The organism is Celeribacter sp., assembly GCF_048270365.1.
In the GTDB taxonomy this organism is placed as follows: Bacteria; Pseudomonadota; Alphaproteobacteria; order Rhodobacterales; family Rhodobacteraceae; genus Celeribacter.
In genome coordinates this window covers 117,782-138,010 of the sequence record NZ_JBLWTA010000012.1, presented here as the reverse complement: position 1 = coordinate 138,010, position 20,229 = coordinate 117,782, and the positions used below count along the sequence as shown (strand labels likewise).

The following is a 20,229-nucleotide window of genomic DNA, read 5'->3' as shown; positions in this document are numbered from 1 at the left end:
TGTCGGCATAGAACTCGATACCGTCGTCGCCTGCGGTAATGGTGCCAGTTACATTGATGTCGACCGTGCCGGTGCCACTGTGGACGGCGTTAATCCCGTCATCACCAGCCGTGATATCGTTTACATCAAGGATAAAATCTTGGGTAGAAGAATCCGTGTCGAGCCAAACGCCAATGAAACCAGCATCAATATTGTTCGCGGAAACGATGACATCGCCATCACCCCATGTATTGAACCAGATACCATTATTCGTGTTCGCCGTAATATCATTAGCGCGAACTATTGTGTCGCCGGAACCACGATGATTGAAACGGATGGAGCTCGCACCCGAAGTGACATCATTGACGTTGATCTCAAGGCCACTGGTGTTTGCGTTCGTATCAATATTGATTCCCTCGTTACCAGCGGTAATGTCGCCAATATTCAGGGTGGTCACGCCAGCATCGGGAGCTGCATCCACATCAATCCAGATGCCATTGTCGCCCGCATCGATAGAGCCGACCGTAATATTGGTATCGCCATTCCCGCTGACGAAACCGTAGATGCCATTTGCGCCCGCAGTGATTTCTGTCACATCAACGTTGAAGTCACCGGTAGCAGAACCCGTGTCGACATTGATACCGTTGCCAACCGCGTCAATGACGTTGGCCGTGATGGACACATTCCCTTGACCATTGTTACCTGAAATGTTGATACCATGATTAAAGATAGACTGAATTAGACCGGTCGAGGTGATGGCAATACCTCCGGCACCGGCGTTATTTGCAATGATCGCGTCGTACCCCCCACCGACGATGTCGACATTCACGACAATGGAACCGTCGGTTGAGTTGTTAATTAGGCGTAAAGCTGTCGTATCGACCCCCGCAGAGCCGCCCGCAATAACACCATTTGAATCGACCACGATGTCGCCGCCACCGTAATTAACCACATTGAATCCATAGTCCGAACCAAGGATGAAAGCCTCATTTTGATCAGTGAAGCTAAACCCACCATTGGTGTTAAAATCAAACACGGAGCCACTTTCCAAGTCGATCCCGAAGCCCGCGCTTGTCGTCACATCCGCCCGGGTCGCGAGCGTGAAAGATTGCGTAGTGTCGGTGTCTGGATCCGCCGCACCAGAGCACGTAAAGTCGGTCCCACTCTGAACACAACTCCCTGCGCTTGCATCTTGGGCGAAGCCGATTAGGCCGCCGAATGCTGTCACCGCAGAGAGCATCACAACAGCACCTAAGGAGGTCTGTTCGGGTGCAACCCCGCATGTGACGCCCTTATATTTAGTCAGACTGCCACCACGTCGTCCGTGGAGCCAAACCATGCGATTCGATTGCGAATCAGAATGATGTGAGGAGTTTTGTGTGAGCATTGGGAACTGAGATCCTAACAATTGAAAATTTCGAGACTGACCAAGACAAAAGTCAGACCTCTTCAATTGTGATTTCTTATGAGGGAGAGCAGTTCAAAACAACGACACCACCTGACACTCAATGTCACTTACTGACACATCAAAAATATACTAGGCCTTTAAACCCAAAGAAAAATAGACTTTTGATATGATTAGGAGATTTAAAAAACTGTCATTTCGATCATTTATGTTTTGTCTGACAGATCGGACGCTTGTTCGACAACAACACCCGCACAACGCAATAGTACTGACATCCAATCGATGAAAGCCTTTAGTCGCGGCGCAACCTGGCGCCGTCGGGCATAGAGAATCGAAATGAGAACCGGGTTCGGTCGATAAACTGATAGCACTTCAATCAGTCGTCCCGCAGCTATGTCAGCCGCATCATTATACGCAGGAACTTGAATCAAACCATGCCCATGCAAGACGCCAGAAAAGTAGATTTCTGAATTTTCGACGCAGAGATGGCTTTGCATTGGGACAGAGAGCGCACACCCATCATGGCGCCCAACCCACTCACAAAAACCGCAACGCGTAGTTAACCGAAACATGGTGTTCGAGGTCATCGTATCGCTCAGGCACACCAAAACGCGCAACATACAAGGCACTGGCGCACGTCAGGATCGGCAATTCTTCGATTTTGCGGCAAATCAAGTCACTATCGCTAAGTTCCGCGAGGCGCACTACAGCGCCCACGCCCTCGGAAACCGGATCGATCATGTGGTCTGTCGCACTGATATCCAGTGTCAGCCCCGGATAGTGTGCGCAAAATTCATGCAGGTGCGGGATCACAAAGCGCCGGGCAATGCGGCTTGGCATATCAATTCGTAGCCGCCCAGCAATCTGTTCGGGTTCATGCCGAAACTGACCTTCACCTTCTGCCATAGCGCTGATGAGGTCACGCGAGGTCGCTACAAACTGCAGCCCCTCTTGCGTTAGACTCACCACACGTTTGGTACGTTGAAGCAATTGAACCCCTAATCGATCCTCCAATGCCTGCACCATGACAGACACCGTTGAGCGAGGTTGTCCAAACACCTCAACCGCACACGCGAAATTGCCGCTTTCCACGACCTGCACGAAGACTTGCATTTGCTTAATGCGGTCCATGCATATTGTCCGCAAAAGATGTCAAATGATGTCAAGTATCGCCCACTTATACACCAAGCTGAGGAAACTACCTTCTCTGGACCGGGTCAGACCGACCCTAAGGAGAAATAACAAGACTATTGCCCTTGTTACGGGGGCCAGCCGAGGTCTGGACCGCGAAATGGCACTTTGCCTTGCGGATGTCGGTCACAATATGATGCTGACCTATCTCGATAACCAGAAAATGCTGCAAGCTCGGCAAATGAACTTCGTTCCCAAGGGTGCCAAGCTGCCGACTTTCAGCTCGATGTGACTGACAGTCAAAACTATGACGGATTCTTCGCCACGCAAAATATCGTTCTTGAAAGTCTTGGCGCAAAAAAGCTCGACTATTTGGTGAATAACTCCGGTGTGGGAATCAATATGGCGCATTCTGACACCAATGAGGCTCAATTCGACCACATGATCTCAACTCAGTTGAAACCAGTCTTCTTGTTGACCCAAAAAGCGTTGCCTTTGCTTCGCAATGGAAGCGACGTAGTTCATGTTTCGCCAAGGCTTTCGCATTTTTCCTTGCCGGGCTATGCCGCTTATGCGACCGCTAAAGGTAGTATCGAAGTTTTGGCGCGCTCTCAGGCTAGGGAATTAAGGCCACGAGGCATAAGAGTTAACGTCGTGGCCCCCCAGTGCGATTGAGACCGATGTCGGAGGTGACGTAACGCGCAAAGGCGCCGCAATCGACGGCTTCCTTTCACCGCAGGCGGGGCTCGGCCATGCGGGGAGCCGCGATGACATGTGCGCAGTCGTCGCTTTTCTTTGTTCTGATGCTGCGAAATCGGTGACAGGGCAACGTGTAGAAGTTTTAGGGGGATGTTCCTATGAGTCATACAGTAACAGTGATCCTTGGCGGGGTTGCCCTGCTTCTCGTTCTCTACGGCCTCGCATACCTGCGCGGGACATCCATGCGCCGGGCCTTTCCGGCGTTCTGCGTCATTTGGGCAATTGCAGCCGCGATTAACCTCTGGGTTGGAGTCGCTCGGGCAGGATATTCCTTTGCCGAAGAGCTACCCATTTTTGCTGTGGTTTTTGCCGTTCCCGCTTTTCTCGCATGGATTGTGGCACGCAGACTGGCGTGAACACATTCCAACCCCAGCAGTCGCCCTAAGGCACACAGTCACAAAAATGCCCGGCGATTTATCACCTCTCAAGCACACTCACAGGGAAAGTTTATGTCTAGCCTACTTAGTCGCCTCGTTCCGACCACCGCTTTGCGCGACCTGTCTCCCGAAAAAACGCCACGCGTCACCAATATGGAGCTGTTCTTCGACCTCGTATACGTCTTCACAATCATCCAGCTATCTCACTATCTGTTAGAACACGCCAGTTGGCTTGGCGCACTGGAATATGTGACACTCTTCGCAGCCGTGTGGTGGGCGTGGAACTATACCGCTTGGGCTGCAAACTGGCTCAACCCGGACCACGCGAGCGGACGGGCCTTGATGATATTGCTGATGGGTTGTGCCCTATTGATGGCTGTAGCCGCCCCGCAGGCCTTTGGTGAAAGGGCATGGCTTTTTGTGTTGGCCTATGTCGCGATGGCTCTGATCCGCGCTGGCTACATGGCCTTTGTCTTTCGCGGCCACATTATGGGCCGAAACTATGCCCAGCTGGGTACCTGGAGCGCCATTTCAGGGCTCTTCTGGATTGCGGGCGCTTGCTTCGAATCTGGCCGAATTTGGCTTTGGATCCTCGCCGTGGTGATTGATTATGCTGCCCCCTATGTCGGCTTCTGGCTGCCAGGGAAAGGTGCAACGCCGATGTCGAGCTGGACCCTGAAGGGTCTTCATCTCTTCGAACGCAACCAATTGATTTTTATCATCGCATTGGGTGAGTCTATTCTTTTGCTCGGTGGCTATCTGGTGAGCCACGAAGTTCACTTCGACACCGGGGTGGCCGCGTTCATTGGCTTTCTTTTGATCGTAACACTGTGGTGGATTTACTTCGTCGATCTGTCGGAACCCGGCGAGCATCGATTTGCCCATGAGACCGATCACACCAGCCTTGCCCGCGCCGGTCTGGCCTACGCCCATGGTGTGGCGGTCTGCGGGGCGATCGTGACCGCCGTGGCGATCGAGATGATCGTGGCGCATCCGCATAATGCCATCCATACCGAGACCGCAATCATCGCCTTTGCCGGGCCATCTCTTTTCCTTCTGGGTTGCACAATCTTTCACCGGGTGACGGCAGAGCGGCTGCGCGGACTTTACATCCTGGCCGTGGTGGCACTGGCTGTCTGGGGCTGGGTGGCTTTGAGCCTGCACATGAACGGCCTATGGCTAGGTGTCGGCGTGCTGGCGATAATGATGATCATGGCCAGCCTCGCGAAACGGAAAGCAACCTGAGATGCTGTCGCTTCCCGCCGCCCAAAATCGGGTTCTCGCCAATGGTGCGCTTTTGGCAGCCCTTTTGATACACAACCTAACCTATCCGCTATCGGCGGCTGCCGGTGTATGGCCTGCAATTTTTTATGGGTTCTATGCGTCGATTTTCGTTATAGCGACATGGGCGCTGACAACATTGAAACCACTGCGTGCCCTTATGGCCTTCACGGGCTTGATTGTCTTGCTCGCAGGCCTGTTGAACTCCTACGCACCGACAAATCTGACAGCTCTTGCAGTCTATCTTAGCTCAATCGCCTACCACCTTGGCATGATCATTGTGCTGGCTCATTACACCTTCGCTGCGCGCACAGTGATGACGGATGTGTTGTTGTCAGCCACTTCGCTTTATCTAGTTTTGGGATCAGGCTTTGCAGCAGTTCTGGCCTTTATCGAATGGTGCGCCCCAGGGTCTTTCGTGGCAAGCTCCGGTACGACCATCGACTGGCAACAGATGGTCTATTTCAGCTACGTGACATTGACAACTTTAGGGTACGGCGACATCACGCCCGTGGGATTTTACGCCCAGTCTTTTGTCACGTTCGAAGCGATCGGTGGCACACTATACACTGTGATCCTGCTCTCGAGGCTGGTGGGACTCCACGCCAGTCGAGTTCCGCAATCAGATAACTAGTCGGCTTCTATAGAACAGCGGCGACGCCACTGCGTCGTCGCTGTCATAACAGAATTTTATCCGGAAAACGTAAACCCGACACCACGAACGGTGTGAAGTGGAAGATACATATTCTCTCTTCTCGCCCGACGACGCAAACGGCTCACCAGCGTGTCGAGATAGGTGTAGCTAAAGTCGTAAATGTCTTCACCCATCGCCTCAATGAGCTTACCACGTTCCACAATTTCCCCTCGGCTATCAAAGAGGTGTGTCAAGAAACTCTGTTCCAAGGCAGTAAGTTTAAGGCGGTTGCCATTTCCATCGGATAAAACCCAGCCACCTTCTTCCAGCGCCCATGACACCACTGGCTTCACGACCTTCATCTCAGAGTAGGAGCCAACGGCATGCCCAAGTTCAAACAAAAGGGTTGCGCGGTCCTTCACGACGATAGGGAGAACACCATCGGTATTCTTTGGAATGGCAAACTGATCAAGGAACTCTTCGACTTGAGGCGACGCTGAAACAATAATAGTACCCACCTTCCTAGAATGTCCAAGTTGTAAAAAGGTGCGCAACTGATGCTTTTCGATAAAAGTGACATCCATTAAAAGTATTTCAGCAGCGTTAGTCTCGAAAGCTTTTTCCAAACTGAATATATTTTCAAAGCCCATGACTGGTACACCACACTGCCTTAGCAATTGCACCAAGTTGTCACGGCCGTATGGATCATCATTTAGAAGATATACAAGAGGTGTAGGTCCCACCTGCCCCCCAGCAAGAGAGTTTTCAGTTATGCTCCGCATGGTCATTCATGCCTCTGAAGCGCGAATGACTTGAGCGTTAGGGACTTCACCTCGAAAGTCCCCGAACCAGACTTTAAGATTGTTTATGACGTTCCTCATGCAAGTAAACTGAAGCAACAGTTCTCAATATTGAAGCCACGTCTGAGTTCAAATTTCGCATCAAAGTTCAGAAAATCGCCACATAAACTGCCCCCACTTACCACTTCACATTGAGCTCTTCGCGATGAAGTCTCTAATCAAAATGACATACAAGCAGCACGTCTCTCATGAATGTGGCTTGATGCTGACGTCAGACAGTGACGAGGCCAGAAAAATAATTACACTATGCCTTTCGATTTCTTTCTTGACAGTAATGTTCTACTAAGCCTATAAATTACCTACGAGCCCCGGAGACACCCCATGCACATGACCCAGCACATCACCACCAGGATGAACCAGCGCGGCATCCGCAAGGACCTGATCGATCTGACGCTCGACCTCGGCGATATAGAGGGCGACAAGATCATTCTCTCCTCGAAGATCATCGACAAGGAAATGAGTGACCTTCAGCGCAGGCTGAAGATGCTCTCGGACGCCCGCAAGAAGGGCGGCATCGTCGTGGTGGCAGATGGCGACCACCTGATTACGGCCTACCACAAGAACAGCTTTAACGCTAAGCTCGCCCAAAATAGTTAAGCCCTACCTCTGAGGTAAGCATGAAAATCCAAGACCTACTCCACCAAACGCGTGACGCCATGCGACCCGAAGAGGCCTACGCGCTTCTCGTCGCCATGGCCGCAAATCTGAAGTCCGGTGGATCAATGGACGAAATCACAGTCAGCCAGCCCCGCCACAGGGAGGTTCTGCCGCTCCTCGAAGGGTCAGCGAAGGCCCTGCTGGCCCTGGAGCCTGTGGAACGCTTTCGCACCCTGACCAGTTTCTTCGCGTCTCCCGAGGCGGAGCGAACTGATCTTGGCTGGCTCCGCGAGGAAGCGGTAGAGCAGATCATCGACATGATCGATGGGGCGATGAGCGTGCGTTTCTCCCATGTGGCAAGTTTCGTACCCTGCCTCACCTATGCACATCGCATGTCACTTGCAGGGAAAACCCCGAGCGTCCGGTTCACCTGGATCAACGAGGGAGAATGCCAGTTGATGAAGGACATGGCCAAGGCGCTCGACCTGGAGGACATCATCGCGGTCGAGCTCGCATGGCCCTGGGAGCGCCGAAGATCTGATGATGCGGACGTCGAAGTCGTACTTCCCCCGTTTGGTATGCCTATCAAGCAGCTGGAAGCGATCCCTCATCGCACACTCGGGCTTCTGGGGCTTCAGGAAGGGCGGAAAGCACGCCTCAATGCTGAAACCGTTTCCATCGCAGATGTCATCGAGAATACCCGCGGCCGCGCAATTCTGTGCGTGCCAGAGGGGGAGCTGTTCCGCATGGTTGGGACCGAGCCCGTTGCCAGACGCGCCCTGCTCGACAGCGGCCGCCTGCAGGCTGTCATGAGTGTGCCGTCGGGCATGATGTTTGCCAATACCTGGGTTAAGACCAGCCTTCTTGTCATCTCTGCCGCAGATGCGGCCTCCAGTGCCGTGCGCTTCATTGATCTTGGGCACGGGAAACTGTCTCAGAAAGGCCGCCGCGGCCGCGCGGAAATTCTGGATGACGTCTCCTGGTGCGACATCCTGAAGGGCGAGACACCGGATGACCGGACACTCGCTCGGGATGTGACGCGCGACGAGATCCTCGAGAACAACACCGTTCTGGTGCCGGAGCGGTATCTGAACGTCGGCACGCGTGAACAAATCGATGCGCTGCTGGCCCAATCCGATGTAGCCGAACTCTCGGAGGTGGTTGACCTGGTCCGCCCAGTCACGATCTCTGCTGATGAGGAGGGAGAATACACCTTGTTCGAGGCTGCGCCCGGCGACGTGAATGAACGAGGCTTGCTATCAACGCCCAAGCGGGAGATCACCGTCGATCGGGCGAAGTACAACAAGGCCTTCAACCAACAGCTCCGCCCCGGGGACGTACTCCTGTCGATCAAAGGCACCATCGGTGTCGTGGGCCTGGTGCCTGATGATGTCCCGCGTGAAGGGGAAGACACGATCTGGACGGCTGGTCAGTCTCTGATGATCCTGCGCCCGAAGAAGCGCGTGAACATGAGCAGCCTGGCACTCTACGAGTACCTCTCGAACGACACCGTCCAGGAATACATCAAGTCGATTGCCGGCGGCGCTGCCATCCAGACCCTTGCGATGAAAGACCTCAAAGGGTTTGCGATCCCCATGCCGGATGAAGAGACCGTGCGGTCCATTGAGGAGAGTTTTGCAGAGCGGCAAGCGATCTTCGATGAGATCGATGAGATGAAGATGAAACTGAAAGAGGTGCGCAGCCGCGGATGGCCGCATGACCTCCTGCGAACTGACGGCTGAACAAGAGGAGCAGTATCCACAGGTATTCGACAGAAAACCATTTCAATCTATTGGGGTCGCCCCCTACATTGAAGTTGAAGGCCGGACTGTGGATTTGAGCCAGGCGAAAATATTAAAAAATGAAAGACCGATAGAGAAAAATGGCTGACACGATTGAAAAGACCCTTTTTGCCGCAGCTGACAAAATGCGCGGCGCCATGGATCCCGGCGAGTACAAGCATGTGGCCCTGGGCCTGATCTTCCTGCGGTATGTCTCAGCGGCTTTCGAAGCCAAGCGCGAAGAGTTCTCCAAAGACGAATACATTGATCTCGAAGATCACGAGGAGTACGCCGCCGAAAACGTGTTCTGGGTGCCGGAAAAGGCCCGCTGGTCCCGCCTTGCAGCCAACGCCAAGGCAAATGACATCGGCGTGCAGGTCGATGACGCCATGCGCGAAATCGAGAAGTCGAACCCCACGCTGAAGGACGCGCTTCCCAAGGTCTATGGCAAAGCCGATCTTGACCGGTCCATCGTCACCGGCCTGATCGAGATGTTCACCAACCTGCAGCTTCACGGCACCCGATCGGACTTCGACCTGATCGGACGCATCTACGAATATTTCATTAATGAATTCGCGACAGCTGAAGGACGGCGCGGCGGCGAGTTCTACACCCCACGCTCAATCGTCTCGGTTATGGTGGAAATGATGGAGCCGACCCATGGGCGCGTCTACGACCCCTGCTGCGGCTCCGGCGGCTTCTTCGTCCAATCGGAAAAGTTCATCTCTGCCCATCAGGGACGTGTGGATGACATCGCGGTCTATGGGCAGGAACGCAACCCCGCCACCTTCCGTCTGGCGCGCATGAACCTCGCTATCCGGGGGATCTTTGGTGATATCCGCTGGAACCCCGAAGGCACGCTGCTGAAGAACGCCTTCCCAGATGACCGGTTCGATTTTATCCTGGCGAACCCGCCGTTCAACATCTCGGACTGGAACGGCGAGATGCTGCGCGAGGATCAGCGGTGGGCCTTCGGCACCCCGCCAGTCGGCAACGCCAACTTTGCATGGATGGCGCATATCCATCATCACCTTTCCGCCAACGGCATTGGCGGTGTGGTCATGGCCAATGGCTCGATGTCGTCCATGCAGTCCGGCGAAGGCGACATTCGTCAGGCCATGGTGCAGGGCGATGCGGTGGATGCCGTGGTGGCTCTGCCGGGGCAGCTGTTCTTTGGGACGCAGATCCCGGCCTGTATCTGGATCCTTGCCAAGGACAAATCCAACGGCACGGCCAATGGGGAGAAGCTGCGCGATCGTCGCGGTGAGGTGCTCTTTATCGACGCCCGCAAGATGGGCGCCTTGGTTCCCGGATCGCGCAAGCAGAAAGAGCTTTCGGACGACGAGATCAAGAAGATCGCCGACACTTATCATGCGTGGCGCGGGGAGAAATCGGCAGGCATGTATGTGGATGAGGCAGGGTTCTGTGCCTCGGCCGAGATGGACGAGATCCGCAAGCACAACTTCGTCATGACGCCAGGGCGCTATGTCGGTGCCGGGGCAGTTGAGGATGACGGGGAGCCGTTTGAGGAGAAGTTCGAACGCCTGATGGGGGATCTGCGCGAGCAGTTTGCCGAGGGGCGGCGGCTGGAGGCTGAGATCGAGGCGAAGCTGGGGGGCTTGGTATGAAACTCAATCAAGCACATACTGCACCGTCCGACTGGCCCCTTACAACTGTCGCCGATGTCTGCTCGCGCTTTACGAGCGGAGGAACCCCGAGTCGAAAGAACCAGACTTTCTATGAAAGACCAGGAATTCCGTGGGTGAAAACCGGGGAACTTCTTGACTGTCCTATCGATGATACTGAGGAGCACATTTCTCAAGATGGGCTTGACAGTTCTTCTGCCAAACTTCTGCCCTCAGGGACTGTCCTTATGGCAATGTATGGCGCGACTGTCGGCCAACTTGGGATAATCAGGAGACCCATGGCCTGTAACCAAGCATGCGCAGCGATGGTGATCGATGAAAGAACGAGCATTCCAAGATTTGTTTACTACCTTCTCCTTTCACAACGCGAGCAGATCAAGGGATCAGCTATCGGGGCTGCTCAACAGAACTTGAGTGCGGGTAGAATCAAGGAATACAAGTTCCGCATCCCGCCCCTGTCCGAACAACGCGAAATCGCCTCCATCCTTGGCGCCCTCGATGACAAGATCGAACTAAACCGCCGCATGTCGGCCACGCTTGAAGAGATGGCCCGCAGCCTTTACCGGTCTTGGTTTGTCGATTTCGATCCAGTGCATGCCAAGATGGAAGGCCGCCAGCCCGCCTTCATGGACGAGGCCACCGCCGCGCTCTTCCCTGATCGGCTTGGGGAGGATGGGCTGCCGGAGGGGTGGGTCCATGGATGCCTCGGTGATATCGCCGTTAATCCGAGAACTGGGGTGAAGCCAGACCAGATCGATCCGTCTACGCCATATATCGGGCTCGAACACATGCCCAAGAGATGCATCACTCTTGGGGACTGGGGATCAGCAGGCGACATTGGCAGCCAGAAGTCGGCCATGTCCAAAGGTGACTTCCTTTTTGGCAAGTTGCGGCCCTACTTTCATAAGGTTGGCATTTCACCAGTCGATGGGATTTGCTCGACAGACATCATCGTCGTTCGTCCTGCAACATCTGCATGGGGCGCATTTGTCCTTTCGGTCATCTCCTCAGACGAATTCGTCGAACACACCAACGCAGGTTCGTCGGGAACACGAATGCCACGCACCAACTGGAAAGACATGGCACGCTACGAGATTGTCATTCCGAGCGAAGATGTCGCGACCGCATTCGAGGCGACCCTGGCTCCTGCCCGGGCACGGATCATTGAAGGCGTCCACGAAGCCAAGACACTCGCCTCCCTTCGCGACAGCCTCCTGCCCAAACTCATGTCCGGCGAACTCCGCGTCGGCGAAGCACGTGAACATATCGAGGAGGTTGCCTGATGTTCCGCGTTGACCGCACACAGAACCGCCTGTCCCGTCTTGTTCAAAAACGGTTTTCCGATCTCAACCTGCGGGAGAGGGATCACCTGCAAGAATGGCTGGCCAACCAGCCTGACGCCTTGGGCGAAGAGCTCCTCATCATCCAGAAGGAGTTCGACGGGTTCGACGAGACACGCGAGCGTCTCGACCTTCTGGCGCTCGACAAGGACGGGAACCTCGTGGTCATCGAGAACAAGCTCGACGACTCCGGGCGCGATGTCACCTGGCAGGCGTTGAAATACACTGCCTATGTCTCGCCACTCAAGACCACCGACATTGTCACGATCTATCAGCAATACCTCGACCGGTATTGCGGGGGTGGCAACGCAGTGGAACAGATTTGTGAGTTCATGGAGGTCGAAGACCTGAGCGAGGTCGTGCTTAACCCCGGGAACGACCAGAGGATGATCTTCATCGCAGCCAACTTCAGGCGCGAGGTAACGGCGACCGTTTTGTGGCTATTGAGCCGTGGCATTCGGGCGCAATGCTTCAAGGTCACGCCCTTCATGCTCGGCGATGAGTTGATCATTGATGTCCAACAGATCATCCCCACACCAGAAGCGGCAGACTTCATGATCGGGATGTCGTCCAAGGAGAACGAAGAGAAGGCCGCGCAAGACAATCAAAAGCAAAGGCACAGTCTGCGCATCGACTTTTGGCAAATCGCCTTGGAGCAACTCCGAAAGGACGGTGTCGGCCTTTTCGCCAATATCAGCCCGACACGCAGTCACTGGCTGAGTGCCGGTTTTGGTATCAGTTCTTGCTCATTCCAGTTGATTTTTCTCCGGAAGGAAGCGCGTGTTCAGCTCAGTCTCGATCGCCCTGACAAAGCCGAAAACAAGTGGCTGTTTGATCAACTCCACGCCCAAAAAGATGAAATCGAAGCCGATTTTGGGGAGCGCCTGGTCTGGAGGAGAATGGACGAGAATAAACAGAGCCTGATCGTTCACTCAGAGGAATTTGACGGTTTCAATCAGGACTCCTGGCCCGAGATGGCAATCTGGATGTCGAAAAATATGCAGAGATTGGAACAAGCTTTGCGGACCCGCGCAACGCAGCTCAACATCCCGGCGACACTGCCAGCACCGGAGGAAAGCTGATGGCCTTTGCATCCGAAGACGATCTGGAACAATGGGCCTTGGGCGAACTCCAGGGCCTCGGCTTCACCTATCTTCACGGCTCGGCCCTTTCACCCGAAGCCGACGATCCCGTTCGTGACAGCTTCCATGACGTGCTGATCCTCGGCCGCCTAGAGGCCGCGATCCGCAGGTTGAATGCGCATCTGCCGGATGACGCGGTCCGCACAGCGATCAACGAAATCCGCGACACCAAGTTCGCAGGTGATCTTCTGTCTGAAAACCGCCGTATCCATGATGTGATCGTCGGAGGCGTGCCCGTATCTTGGTTCGAAGGGGGAGAGCAGCGAAGCGACATCGCGCGTATCGTAGACTGGGAAAACAAGAACAACGACTGGCTGGTGGTCAATCAGTTCGAGGTGGTCGGCAAATCCGCCCGTCGGCCCGACGTTATCATCTTCCTCAACGGCATGCCGATCATCGTCATTGAGCTAAAGGGGACTGAAACCGGCAGCCTGAAAGGCGCCTATAACCAGATCGAGACCTACAAGTCCCAGGTGCCGGATCTGTTCCGCACCAATGCGTTGAACGTCATCTCCGAGGGGGTGACCGCACGCTACGCCTCTCTTTCGGCCAACTTCGATCGCTATATGCGCTGGCGCACCATCGATGGCGAAACGCTGGTCGAGGATGGAACGGCTCTTGCTCTTCAGACTTTGATGGAGGGCCTGCTCAACCAGGATGTCATCCTGGAGATGATGAGGTTCTGCACGGTATTCGAGGACGAGGGCAAAGGCCCGATCAAGAAGATTGCCGGCTACCATCAGTTCCACGCTGTCAGGAAAGGCGTGAAGGCCGTTCTCGACGCCCGCGGCGAAGATGGGCGCGGCGGAGTCATGTGGCACACCCAGGGCTCTGGAAAGTCGCTTCTGATGTCGTTCCTTGCCGGCCGCCTGATGCGCGATCCCCGGCTCGAGAACCCAACCCTTGTGGTGATCACGGACCGGAATGATCTCGACAACCAGCTCTTCGCGACCTTCTCGCGTTGTGCGGCCCTCTTTGGGGAAGTGCCGGTTCAGGCCGAAGATGTACCTGATCTTCGTAGAAAGCTTGCCGACCGCCAGGTGGGCGGGGTGATCTTTGCCACCATCCAGAAATTCCGCCCGCCGAAAGGGGAGATTGACTTCGGCGAGCTGACCGATCGCTCCAATGTCATCGTCTTTGCCGACGAGGCCCACCGGTCTCAGTACGGGTTCGACGCCAAGGTGAACAGGGAGACCGGTGAAACCAAATACGGCTTTGCCCACCATCTGAGAACGGCGCTGCCAAATGCGGTCTACGTTGGCTTCACCGGAACGCCCATCGACCTTGTGGGAGCAGACACCCAAGCCGTCTTCGGGGATTACATCGATGTCTATGACATCGCCCAGGCGGTGTCGGATGGCGCGACTGTGCCGATTTACTATGAAGGCCGCGTCGCCAAGATCGAATTGGCGGAGGACATTGGCGAAATTGTCGATGCCGAGTTTGAAGAGATCATCGAGGAAGCCGAGGCGGACGGTGTCGAGTTCGACGAGGCGAGCCGCGGCGCAATGTCTTCGAAGTGGACACAGCTTGAAAAGCTCGTCGGCGCGGAGCCCCGTCTGGATGCGGTCGTAAAGGATATCCTGACGCATTTCGATGCACGCCTGGAAGCCATGGATGGCGGCAAGGCGATGATCGTCTGCATGTCTCGTCGGATTTGTGTCGAGATCTATGAACGTATCGTGGCCGCACGCCCTGACTGGCATTCGGATGAAGATGCCAAGGGCGCTGTCAAGGTCGTCATGACTGGTGCCGCCCAGGACCCGGCAGAATTCCAGCCGCACATCCGGTCCAAAGCACGTCTTGAAACCCTGCGCACCCGCTATCGCGACCCTTCGGACGAGTTGAAGCTCGTGATCGTGCGCGACATGTGGCTGACCGGCTTTGATGCGCCCTGCATGCACACGCTTTACGTGGACAAGCCGATGAAGGGCCATGGCCTCATGCAGGCCATCACCCGGATCAACAGGGTCTTTGGCTCCAAACCCGCCGGCCTTGTCGTGGACTACATCGGGTTGGCGGCGGATCTGAAGAAGGCTTTGAAACACTATTCGAATGCCGATCAGAAGCAAACGGGCGTCAGCCAGGATGAGGCGGTCCATGCCCTGCATACCCAGCTCGACATCATGCGCGGAATGTTCTTCGCCGTTCCCTACATGGATGCGGTGAACGGGACGGCGGCCGACCGGATCAAGATCTTGCCGATTGCGATCGAGCATGCCCTCACCTTGAAGGTAGACGGCAAGGAGGCGGTGAACCGCGAGGACTCCAAGAAGCGCTTCATGAAAGCCGTCGCAGGACTGGTGAAAGCCTTCCGTATTGCCGCCGGGACGCATGAAGCCGCGGCTACCAAGGATGAGGTCGGTTTCTTCGTCGCGATCCAGTCCGCCATTCGCAAAATGGATGCATCGACCAGAACGGCCCGAACTGCAGAAGATGCCGAGTTGGCGATCTCACAACTGCTGAACCGAGCCGTGGCCTCAACGGAAGTGATCGACATCCTGGAGGCCGCCGGCATCGACAAACCGGACATCAGCGTCCTGTCAGAAGACTTCCTTCTGGGGCTGCAGAATACGCCGCACAAAAACCTGGCTGTAGAAGCCCTGAAGAAGCTTCTGAATGGCGAGATCCGCGCCCGCACCCGGACCAACAGGACGCAGAACGAGGCCTTCTCCAAGCGCCTGCAAGACGCCATGGCGCGGTATCACAACCGCAGCATCGACGCGGTGCAGGTCATCAAAGAGATGATCGATATGGCGCGACAACTCCAGGAGCAGCCAGAGGACGGTCTGACCGCTGAGGAAATCGCCTTTTACGATGCCTTGGCGCAGAACGAGAGTGCGCGCGACCTCATGGGCAATGAGGAATTGCGGGTGATTGCCCAGGAGCTGGTGAACGCCGTACAGGCGACATCATCGGTGGATTGGTGGCGCAAGCAGAATGTCAGGACGAAGATGCGGGTCACGATCCGCAGGATCCTGAAGAAACACGGGTTCCCGCCAGATCTGCAGGCGGAATCCGTGAAGAAGGTTCTGCAGCAGGCGGAAGTTTTGGCAAAGGAATTTGCGTGAGAGAGGGGGCAATGATGATGCAAGAGGATATTGCATTGCCGGGCCAATTTACCTGAAGAAAAGAAATGAAGACAAGAGCAGCATGGTCAACGTCACGAGTGTAGATATCCCTCCTCCTTCTGATTGGCAGGCGTTCGAACGACTGACCAAGGACCTATTCGAGAGCGAATGGAAAACAGATGACGCTCGTGCCAATGGCCGTTCGGGCCAGCCGCAGAACGGCGTCGATGTTTACGGCACAGACCGGAACCACAACAAGTTTGTGGGTATTCAGTGCAAGGGCCGATCCGGAGGTATTGAAAAAGCTCTTAAAGAGAGGGAGCTTCGCGAGGAGGTCGAAAAGGCTAAGTCTTTCCGTCCACCCCTCGACAGGTTCATCCTTGCCACGACTGCCCCAAATGATGCGCGCATACAGGAAGTCGCACGCGAGCTGAACGAGAAAAACCGCAAGGAGCGTCTCTTCGAAGTCGATGTGATGGGGTGGGAAGAGATCAAGGCTGTTCTCAATCGCCATCCTCGCATTGTAGCAATTCATTGCTCGGGCGTGTCGACGATCGCCGACCTTCAGATGACGGAAGCCCTGGGTGACGTTCATAAGGATCTGACACGGCAGATATCCGGGCTTTCGGCCGAGATCCGTGACATCTCTCGCTCCGCCTCGACTGCGCCGGAGCGAAATCCATCCGATGACGCGCTTGGTCAGCGCATCACCGATGCGGCCGATCTTCTCAATGATAGCCCGGCCAAAACGGCCATCTCCCGGCTTGAAAGGCTCCTGGAAACCGAAGGTCGCGAAGCGAGTTCTCGGAACCGCTTCCGCATCAAAGCAAATCTCGGATCAGCTTATTTCGCCATGGGCGATAAGGATGCAGCTGTAGATTGGTATCGTCAGGCTCACGATGAGTACCCCGATACATCCGAGGCGCTATCCATTCTTGCGGCGGCCGAATCCATTGCAGGCAATCGCGAGAAGGCAGCAGAACTGGCCGCCCACGCCATGGCGATGCCCGAACCGCAACAACGGGCTGCCGGAGTCTTTTTGGAGACCGCACCTGCGGAAACGCCATGGCAGGATCTCCAAGACCAGCTTCCAAAACAGTTTCAGCGGATTCCAGAGTTCCTACTCGCCATTGCGGAACACGCTCAGATAGCCGGGCACGTCAAGGACTGTCGCCGCCTGGTCAAGGATGCAGTCAATCGGGATCCCGAAAATTGGCGCGTACGCGCACATGCCGGCTACCTCCGATTTCAGGAGGTCGCGGAGCGAGAAGACATCCGCAGCCTCAGGCTCATGCGAAAAGGCGACATTGAGATCGTCGAGGAAGCGAGAGAGCACTTTCTCGTTGCCTGGGACCTGCTAAAGGAAAGCGGATGGGCCCGGGAGGCCGAAATCTGCGTCATGAACGCCCTATCTGCTTCCCTGATGCTCGGTGACGAAACCGGGGCGGCGCAACTTCTTGAAGAAGCATTCCAGAAATTTGGAGAGACGGCACAGCTCCTCCGGTTCCGAGCGGCGTACCACATGCACAAAGGTGAGGATGACGCTGTCACCGACGCTCTCTCAAGGATTCCGAAAGACGACCTGGATCCCAATGACGAACTCGTGCTCCTCCAATCAAAAATCCATACAGGCGCTCCGGCAGATGCGCTCGCACGTGCAGACGTCCTGTATCGCGAAACCGAGGACGCCGGTCTGCGTATCGCATATGGCAACTGCCGCATACTGGCTGCAGCACAGATCGACCCTGACCTCTTTCAAGATGTCGCCCACGAAGTCCTGGCAGAATACCCGGATTCCGCCCTGCTTCTGGCTTGCTTCGTATTCAATCATCCCGGGGAACTCAATGATCCCGGGGTAATTGATCACCTCGCCGAATTGGCAGAGCGCGAGACCAACAGTTTTGCTCGGGACCGCGCGGCTCATGCCCTCGCCAAGGCCGGCAGGAACTCCGAGGCCGCAGATATCTATCTCAGCCTCTGCAGTCCTGAATCCGATACACCCCAGCTTCGGATGGCACTCCAGACTCTGGTGAACAGCCGCAGGATCCGTGAAGCCCGGGAGCTATACGGGAAAGTCGAGGCTGGCATCAAAGAAACTGCCAGCATGCGCAGGATCGGCGCAGTCATCTTCCAATGTGCTGGTGACTTGAAGGGTGCCAGAAAGGAACTCCAACAGATTTTCGGCACAGGGGGTGAAACCCTGGAAGACCGAGCTCGCTGGATCGATATCTGTGAGCGCCTACCCGACACCTCGGCAATCATCCGGTATCTCGACACTGTGCCGATCGAAGTGACCGGCGACCCACGCATGCGTATGCACCTCGCACACAAGCTCGACCAGTACACGGACCATTTTCACAAGGCTCTCGAGATCGGATACCGGGCGCTGCGTGACGGCTACGACGACGCCCAGATACATGTTGGCTATATGGTTGGCTTGATCCTTACCGGGAGGTCTGGTCGTCATGTCGATTTCACACGCCAAGTCGTCGAGAAGGATACAGCCGTGGTCGTGTCACGCGATCACGCTGACTCACTTGCAAAAATTATAGAAACAGCCCCCGATCCCCGAGCCGATCGCGATGAGATTGCCCCAAATGATCCATGGGCGCTCCGTCTGTTGGGCAAATCTGTCGGTGACAGTTTCGAGATGGATTCTGCCATCGGAAAGCAGAACGCCACAATCACGAGAGTGCTCTCAAAATACGTGCAAGCGCACCACCGGTCACAGAAAGACTTTGAGCGGCTATTTCCGGAGAGTAAAATATTTGGTGCTCTCCGGTTTGACGAGAATGATGTCGAAGGCAGCTTGCGACCTATCCTCGACAGCGCCAGATCGCGTGCAGAGCAGGTGAAGCGCATCGAGGAAGCTTACGAATCCGGGAAAGCCCCTATAGCGCTCCTCGCCAGCGCTGGCGGGGGTACGGTCTTCGATTTCTGGGATTTCTTGCGGCACCATGGAACCATCAAGATCAAGATGGCCCTCGGCAACGCCGTCGAAAGGAAGGCAGCAACGCAATCGGTTCTGGCTGCGCCGGGCCTGATCGTCGATCCCATTACCCTCTACGGTGCCCAGACCCTCGGCTTTGCCGATAGCCTTCTTCAAGCTTGGCCAGACTTGCACATTACCCAGAGCAGCATCGACTTGCTGCACGAAGCCTACCAAGCCAGGATAGATGCCATTGGAGGCGCAGAACACCGAGGAAGTCTTGTTGCTGACGATCATGGAACCCACATCGTGGAGATGTCCCAAGAAGCATCCGATTTACTCCTGTCGAACCTCGAAAGAACATTGGGGCTGGCGAGAGATCTAAAAGTTGCCATGCCTGAAGAAGGCACCGCCCTTCATCCGGATTTCGAAGCTGTTTTCGAAAAGGTGGGCCCGTGTTTCGTGGACACGCTGGTGGTAGCCAAGGAAAGAGGGTGGACATTGCTGGCAGACGACACCGCTCTACGCCTACTTGCGAGCCTCGACGGCATTCCATCTGCTTGGAGTCAGGTCGTACTGCAAATCGCACGCAACAAGACCGTGATTTCCCAAAGTGCGTACTCGGATGCACTTGGAGCAATGATGGAAGGAAATTATCGATACGTCAGCGTCGATGGAGACACCACGCAGTTCGAGTGGGAACGCAAGGATGCATCGCCTTGGTTGAAGCAATTCCTGGATCACCTCGCCCTGCCAACGAACGACCCCTGGAGCATTGCTCAGTTGATCGGATCCAGTCTACTGGAGCTTTGGGCTGAAGAGGACGACGGCGCGCTCTGTGTCGCCTATGCTGCCTTCATGTTCGAGGAGCTATCAGCGCGTCTGGGTGAAGATCGGGCGATCGAGATGCTGAAGAACTCAGTTGCCGCGGCAGTCGCGAGGGCACAGAGAAACGCCCGGATGATCAAGCTTCCTCCGCTCCTGTCGAGCACTACCCACCTCGTCTCCCCAGGTCTTCTTGCCCTTGAGATCAATCGAAATCACAAAAGAGCTGTTCTAAATACAATTGGTGACTGCGTAAACTTGGCCTGCCCGAAACTGCAACCTGAAAGTGCATAAAATCCAGCACCGTGCCGCCATGGGTCAAAGGACTGGGAAAATGCGAAGACGCCCTGAAGATGGCTGTCTCGGCAGAAGTTACCGACGAGCGCGTGCTCGCCGCCTATGAGGACAACGACGTTTCCATATGTAAAATTCGGAGTGATCGGCTGGGCACATCGGAGCTGAGAAACCAGGG

15 protein-coding genes and 2 pseudogenes are annotated in these 20,229 nt (G+C 55.4%); 14 read left to right on the top strand and 3 right to left on the bottom strand.

The features are described from left to right. Both ACN0X0_RS16510 and ACN0X0_RS16505 read right to left on the bottom strand, forming a co-directional pair. On the bottom strand, positions 1 to 1,366 hold a 1,366-nt coding region (locus tag ACN0X0_RS16510; protein ID WP_417280042.1), incomplete at its 3' end, for a hypothetical protein. Between the two features lie 555 nt (positions 1,367 to 1,921). Further along, positions 1,922 to 2,515 carry a LysR family transcriptional regulator gene (locus ACN0X0_RS16505; RefSeq protein WP_417280041.1) on the bottom strand — a complete coding sequence of 198 codons (594 nt, stop codon included), beginning with the start codon at positions 2,513 to 2,515 and terminating at the stop codon, positions 1,922 to 1,924. A gap of 25 nt (positions 2,516 to 2,540) precedes the next feature. On the opposite strand from ACN0X0_RS16505, the gene ACN0X0_RS16500 reads away from it, so the two are divergent. The 6 genes and pseudogenes from ACN0X0_RS16500 (at position 2,541) to ACN0X0_RS16475 (ending at position 5,566) form a co-directional block, all read left to right on the top strand. Further along, complete coding sequence (locus tag ACN0X0_RS16500; RefSeq protein WP_417280040.1) at positions 2,541 to 2,807, top strand: hypothetical protein; 267 nt, start codon at positions 2,541 to 2,543, stop codon at positions 2,805 to 2,807. Next, a pseudogene (locus tag ACN0X0_RS16495) lies at positions 2,795 to 3,190 on the top strand (SDR family NAD(P)-dependent oxidoreductase); the annotation flags it as partial. The gene ACN0X0_RS16500 and the pseudogene ACN0X0_RS16495, both read left to right, overlap by 13 nt. Continuing rightward, positions 3,186 to 3,308: pseudogene (locus ACN0X0_RS16490) on the top strand (hypothetical protein); the annotation flags it as partial. The pseudogenes ACN0X0_RS16495 and ACN0X0_RS16490, both read left to right, overlap by 5 nt. Before the next feature lie 64 nt (positions 3,309 to 3,372). Then, complete coding sequence (locus ACN0X0_RS16485; RefSeq protein WP_417280039.1) at positions 3,373 to 3,630, top strand: hypothetical protein; 258 nt, start codon at positions 3,373 to 3,375, stop codon at positions 3,628 to 3,630. 93 nt (positions 3,631 to 3,723) lie between these two features. Beyond that, positions 3,724 to 4,896, top strand: coding sequence for a low temperature requirement protein A (locus tag ACN0X0_RS16480; RefSeq protein ID WP_417280038.1), 1,173 nt, complete (start codon positions 3,724 to 3,726; stop codon positions 4,894 to 4,896). 1 nt (position 4,897) lies between these two features. After that, positions 4,898 to 5,566 (top strand): potassium channel family protein, encoded by a 669-nt coding sequence (locus tag ACN0X0_RS16475; RefSeq protein WP_417280037.1) that lies wholly within the window; start codon positions 4,898 to 4,900, stop codon positions 5,564 to 5,566. A 56-nt stretch (positions 5,567 to 5,622) separates the two neighbouring features. On the opposite strand, the gene ACN0X0_RS16470 is transcribed toward ACN0X0_RS16475, so the two are convergent. Then, positions 5,623 to 6,354 (bottom strand): helix-turn-helix domain-containing protein, encoded by a 732-nt coding sequence (locus tag ACN0X0_RS16470; protein ID WP_417280036.1) that lies wholly within the window; start codon positions 6,352 to 6,354, stop codon positions 5,623 to 5,625. A gap of 393 nt (positions 6,355 to 6,747) precedes the next feature. On the opposite strand from ACN0X0_RS16470, the gene ACN0X0_RS16465 reads away from it, so the two are divergent. The 8 genes from ACN0X0_RS16465 to ACN0X0_RS16430 all read left to right on the top strand — a co-directional run bounded on the left by ACN0X0_RS16465 (position 6,748) and on the right by ACN0X0_RS16430 (position 20,051). Beyond that, complete coding sequence (locus tag ACN0X0_RS16465) at positions 6,748 to 7,023, top strand: hypothetical protein (protein ID WP_417261789.1); 276 nt, start codon at positions 6,748 to 6,750, stop codon at positions 7,021 to 7,023. 20 nt (positions 7,024 to 7,043) lie between these two features. Further along, positions 7,044 to 8,765, top strand: coding sequence for an N-6 DNA methylase (locus ACN0X0_RS16460; protein WP_417280035.1), 1,722 nt, complete (start codon positions 7,044 to 7,046; stop codon positions 8,763 to 8,765). Further along, entirely contained in the window at positions 8,740 to 8,913 is a 174-nt protein-coding gene (locus tag ACN0X0_RS16455) for a hypothetical protein (RefSeq protein ID WP_417280034.1), read from the top strand. The genes ACN0X0_RS16460 and ACN0X0_RS16455 overlap by 26 nt, the downstream gene beginning before the upstream one ends. Continuing rightward, positions 8,906 to 10,432, top strand: a complete 1,527-nt coding sequence (locus ACN0X0_RS16450; protein ID WP_417280033.1) for an N-6 DNA methylase — start codon at positions 8,906 to 8,908, stop codon at positions 10,430 to 10,432. The genes ACN0X0_RS16455 and ACN0X0_RS16450 overlap by 8 nt, the downstream gene beginning before the upstream one ends. Next, on the top strand, positions 10,429 to 11,733 hold the full coding sequence (locus ACN0X0_RS16445) for a restriction endonuclease subunit S (protein ID WP_417280032.1): 1,305 nt from the start codon (positions 10,429 to 10,431) through the stop codon (positions 11,731 to 11,733). Before ACN0X0_RS16450 ends, ACN0X0_RS16445 begins: the two co-directional genes overlap by 4 nt. Then, complete coding sequence (locus ACN0X0_RS16440; RefSeq protein ID WP_417280031.1) at positions 11,733 to 12,872, top strand: DUF4268 domain-containing protein; 1,140 nt, start codon at positions 11,733 to 11,735, stop codon at positions 12,870 to 12,872. Before ACN0X0_RS16445 ends, ACN0X0_RS16440 begins: the two co-directional genes overlap by 1 nt. After that, positions 12,872 to 16,003 (top strand): type I restriction endonuclease subunit R, encoded by a 3,132-nt coding sequence (locus ACN0X0_RS16435; protein WP_417280030.1) that lies wholly within the window; start codon positions 12,872 to 12,874, stop codon positions 16,001 to 16,003. Before ACN0X0_RS16440 ends, ACN0X0_RS16435 begins: the two co-directional genes overlap by 1 nt. An 82-nt stretch (positions 16,004 to 16,085) precedes the next feature. Further along, positions 16,086 to 20,051: a tetratricopeptide repeat protein gene (locus tag ACN0X0_RS16430; RefSeq protein ID WP_417280029.1), complete on the top strand. Its 3,966-nt coding sequence runs from the start codon at positions 16,086 to 16,088 to the stop codon at positions 20,049 to 20,051. The last annotated feature ends 178 nt before the right edge of the window (positions 20,052 to 20,229 follow it).

Excerpts from the sequence above, each read along its gene's own strand:
- ACN0X0_RS16505 (WP_417280041.1), bottom strand. The coding sequence starts at position 2,515 with ATGGACCGCATTAAGCAAATGCAAGTCTTCGTGCAGGTCGTGGAAAGC.
- ACN0X0_RS16500 (WP_417280040.1), top strand. The coding sequence starts at position 2,541 with ATGATGTCAAGTATCGCCCACTTATACACCAAGCTGAGGAAACTACCT.
- ACN0X0_RS16485 (WP_417280039.1), top strand. The coding sequence starts at position 3,373 with ATGAGTCATACAGTAACAGTGATCCTTGGCGGGGTTGCCCTGCTTCTC.
- ACN0X0_RS16480 (WP_417280038.1), top strand. The coding sequence starts at position 3,724 with ATGTCTAGCCTACTTAGTCGCCTCGTTCCGACCACCGCTTTGCGCGAC.
- ACN0X0_RS16475 (WP_417280037.1), top strand. The coding sequence starts at position 4,898 with ATGCTGTCGCTTCCCGCCGCCCAAAATCGGGTTCTCGCCAATGGTGCG.
- ACN0X0_RS16470 (WP_417280036.1), bottom strand. The coding sequence starts at position 6,354 with ATGACCATGCGGAGCATAACTGAAAACTCTCTTGCTGGGGGGCAGGTG.
- ACN0X0_RS16465 (WP_417261789.1), top strand. The coding sequence starts at position 6,748 with ATGCACATGACCCAGCACATCACCACCAGGATGAACCAGCGCGGCATC.
- ACN0X0_RS16460 (WP_417280035.1), top strand. The coding sequence starts at position 7,044 with ATGAAAATCCAAGACCTACTCCACCAAACGCGTGACGCCATGCGACCC.
- ACN0X0_RS16455 (WP_417280034.1), top strand. The coding sequence starts at position 8,740 with ATGACCTCCTGCGAACTGACGGCTGAACAAGAGGAGCAGTATCCACAG.
- ACN0X0_RS16450 (WP_417280033.1), top strand. The coding sequence starts at position 8,906 with ATGGCTGACACGATTGAAAAGACCCTTTTTGCCGCAGCTGACAAAATG.
- ACN0X0_RS16445 (WP_417280032.1), top strand. The coding sequence starts at position 10,429 with ATGAAACTCAATCAAGCACATACTGCACCGTCCGACTGGCCCCTTACA.
- ACN0X0_RS16440 (WP_417280031.1), top strand. The coding sequence starts at position 11,733 with ATGTTCCGCGTTGACCGCACACAGAACCGCCTGTCCCGTCTTGTTCAA.
- ACN0X0_RS16435 (WP_417280030.1), top strand. The coding sequence starts at position 12,872 with ATGGCCTTTGCATCCGAAGACGATCTGGAACAATGGGCCTTGGGCGAA.
- ACN0X0_RS16430 (WP_417280029.1), top strand. The coding sequence starts at position 16,086 with ATGGTCAACGTCACGAGTGTAGATATCCCTCCTCCTTCTGATTGGCAG.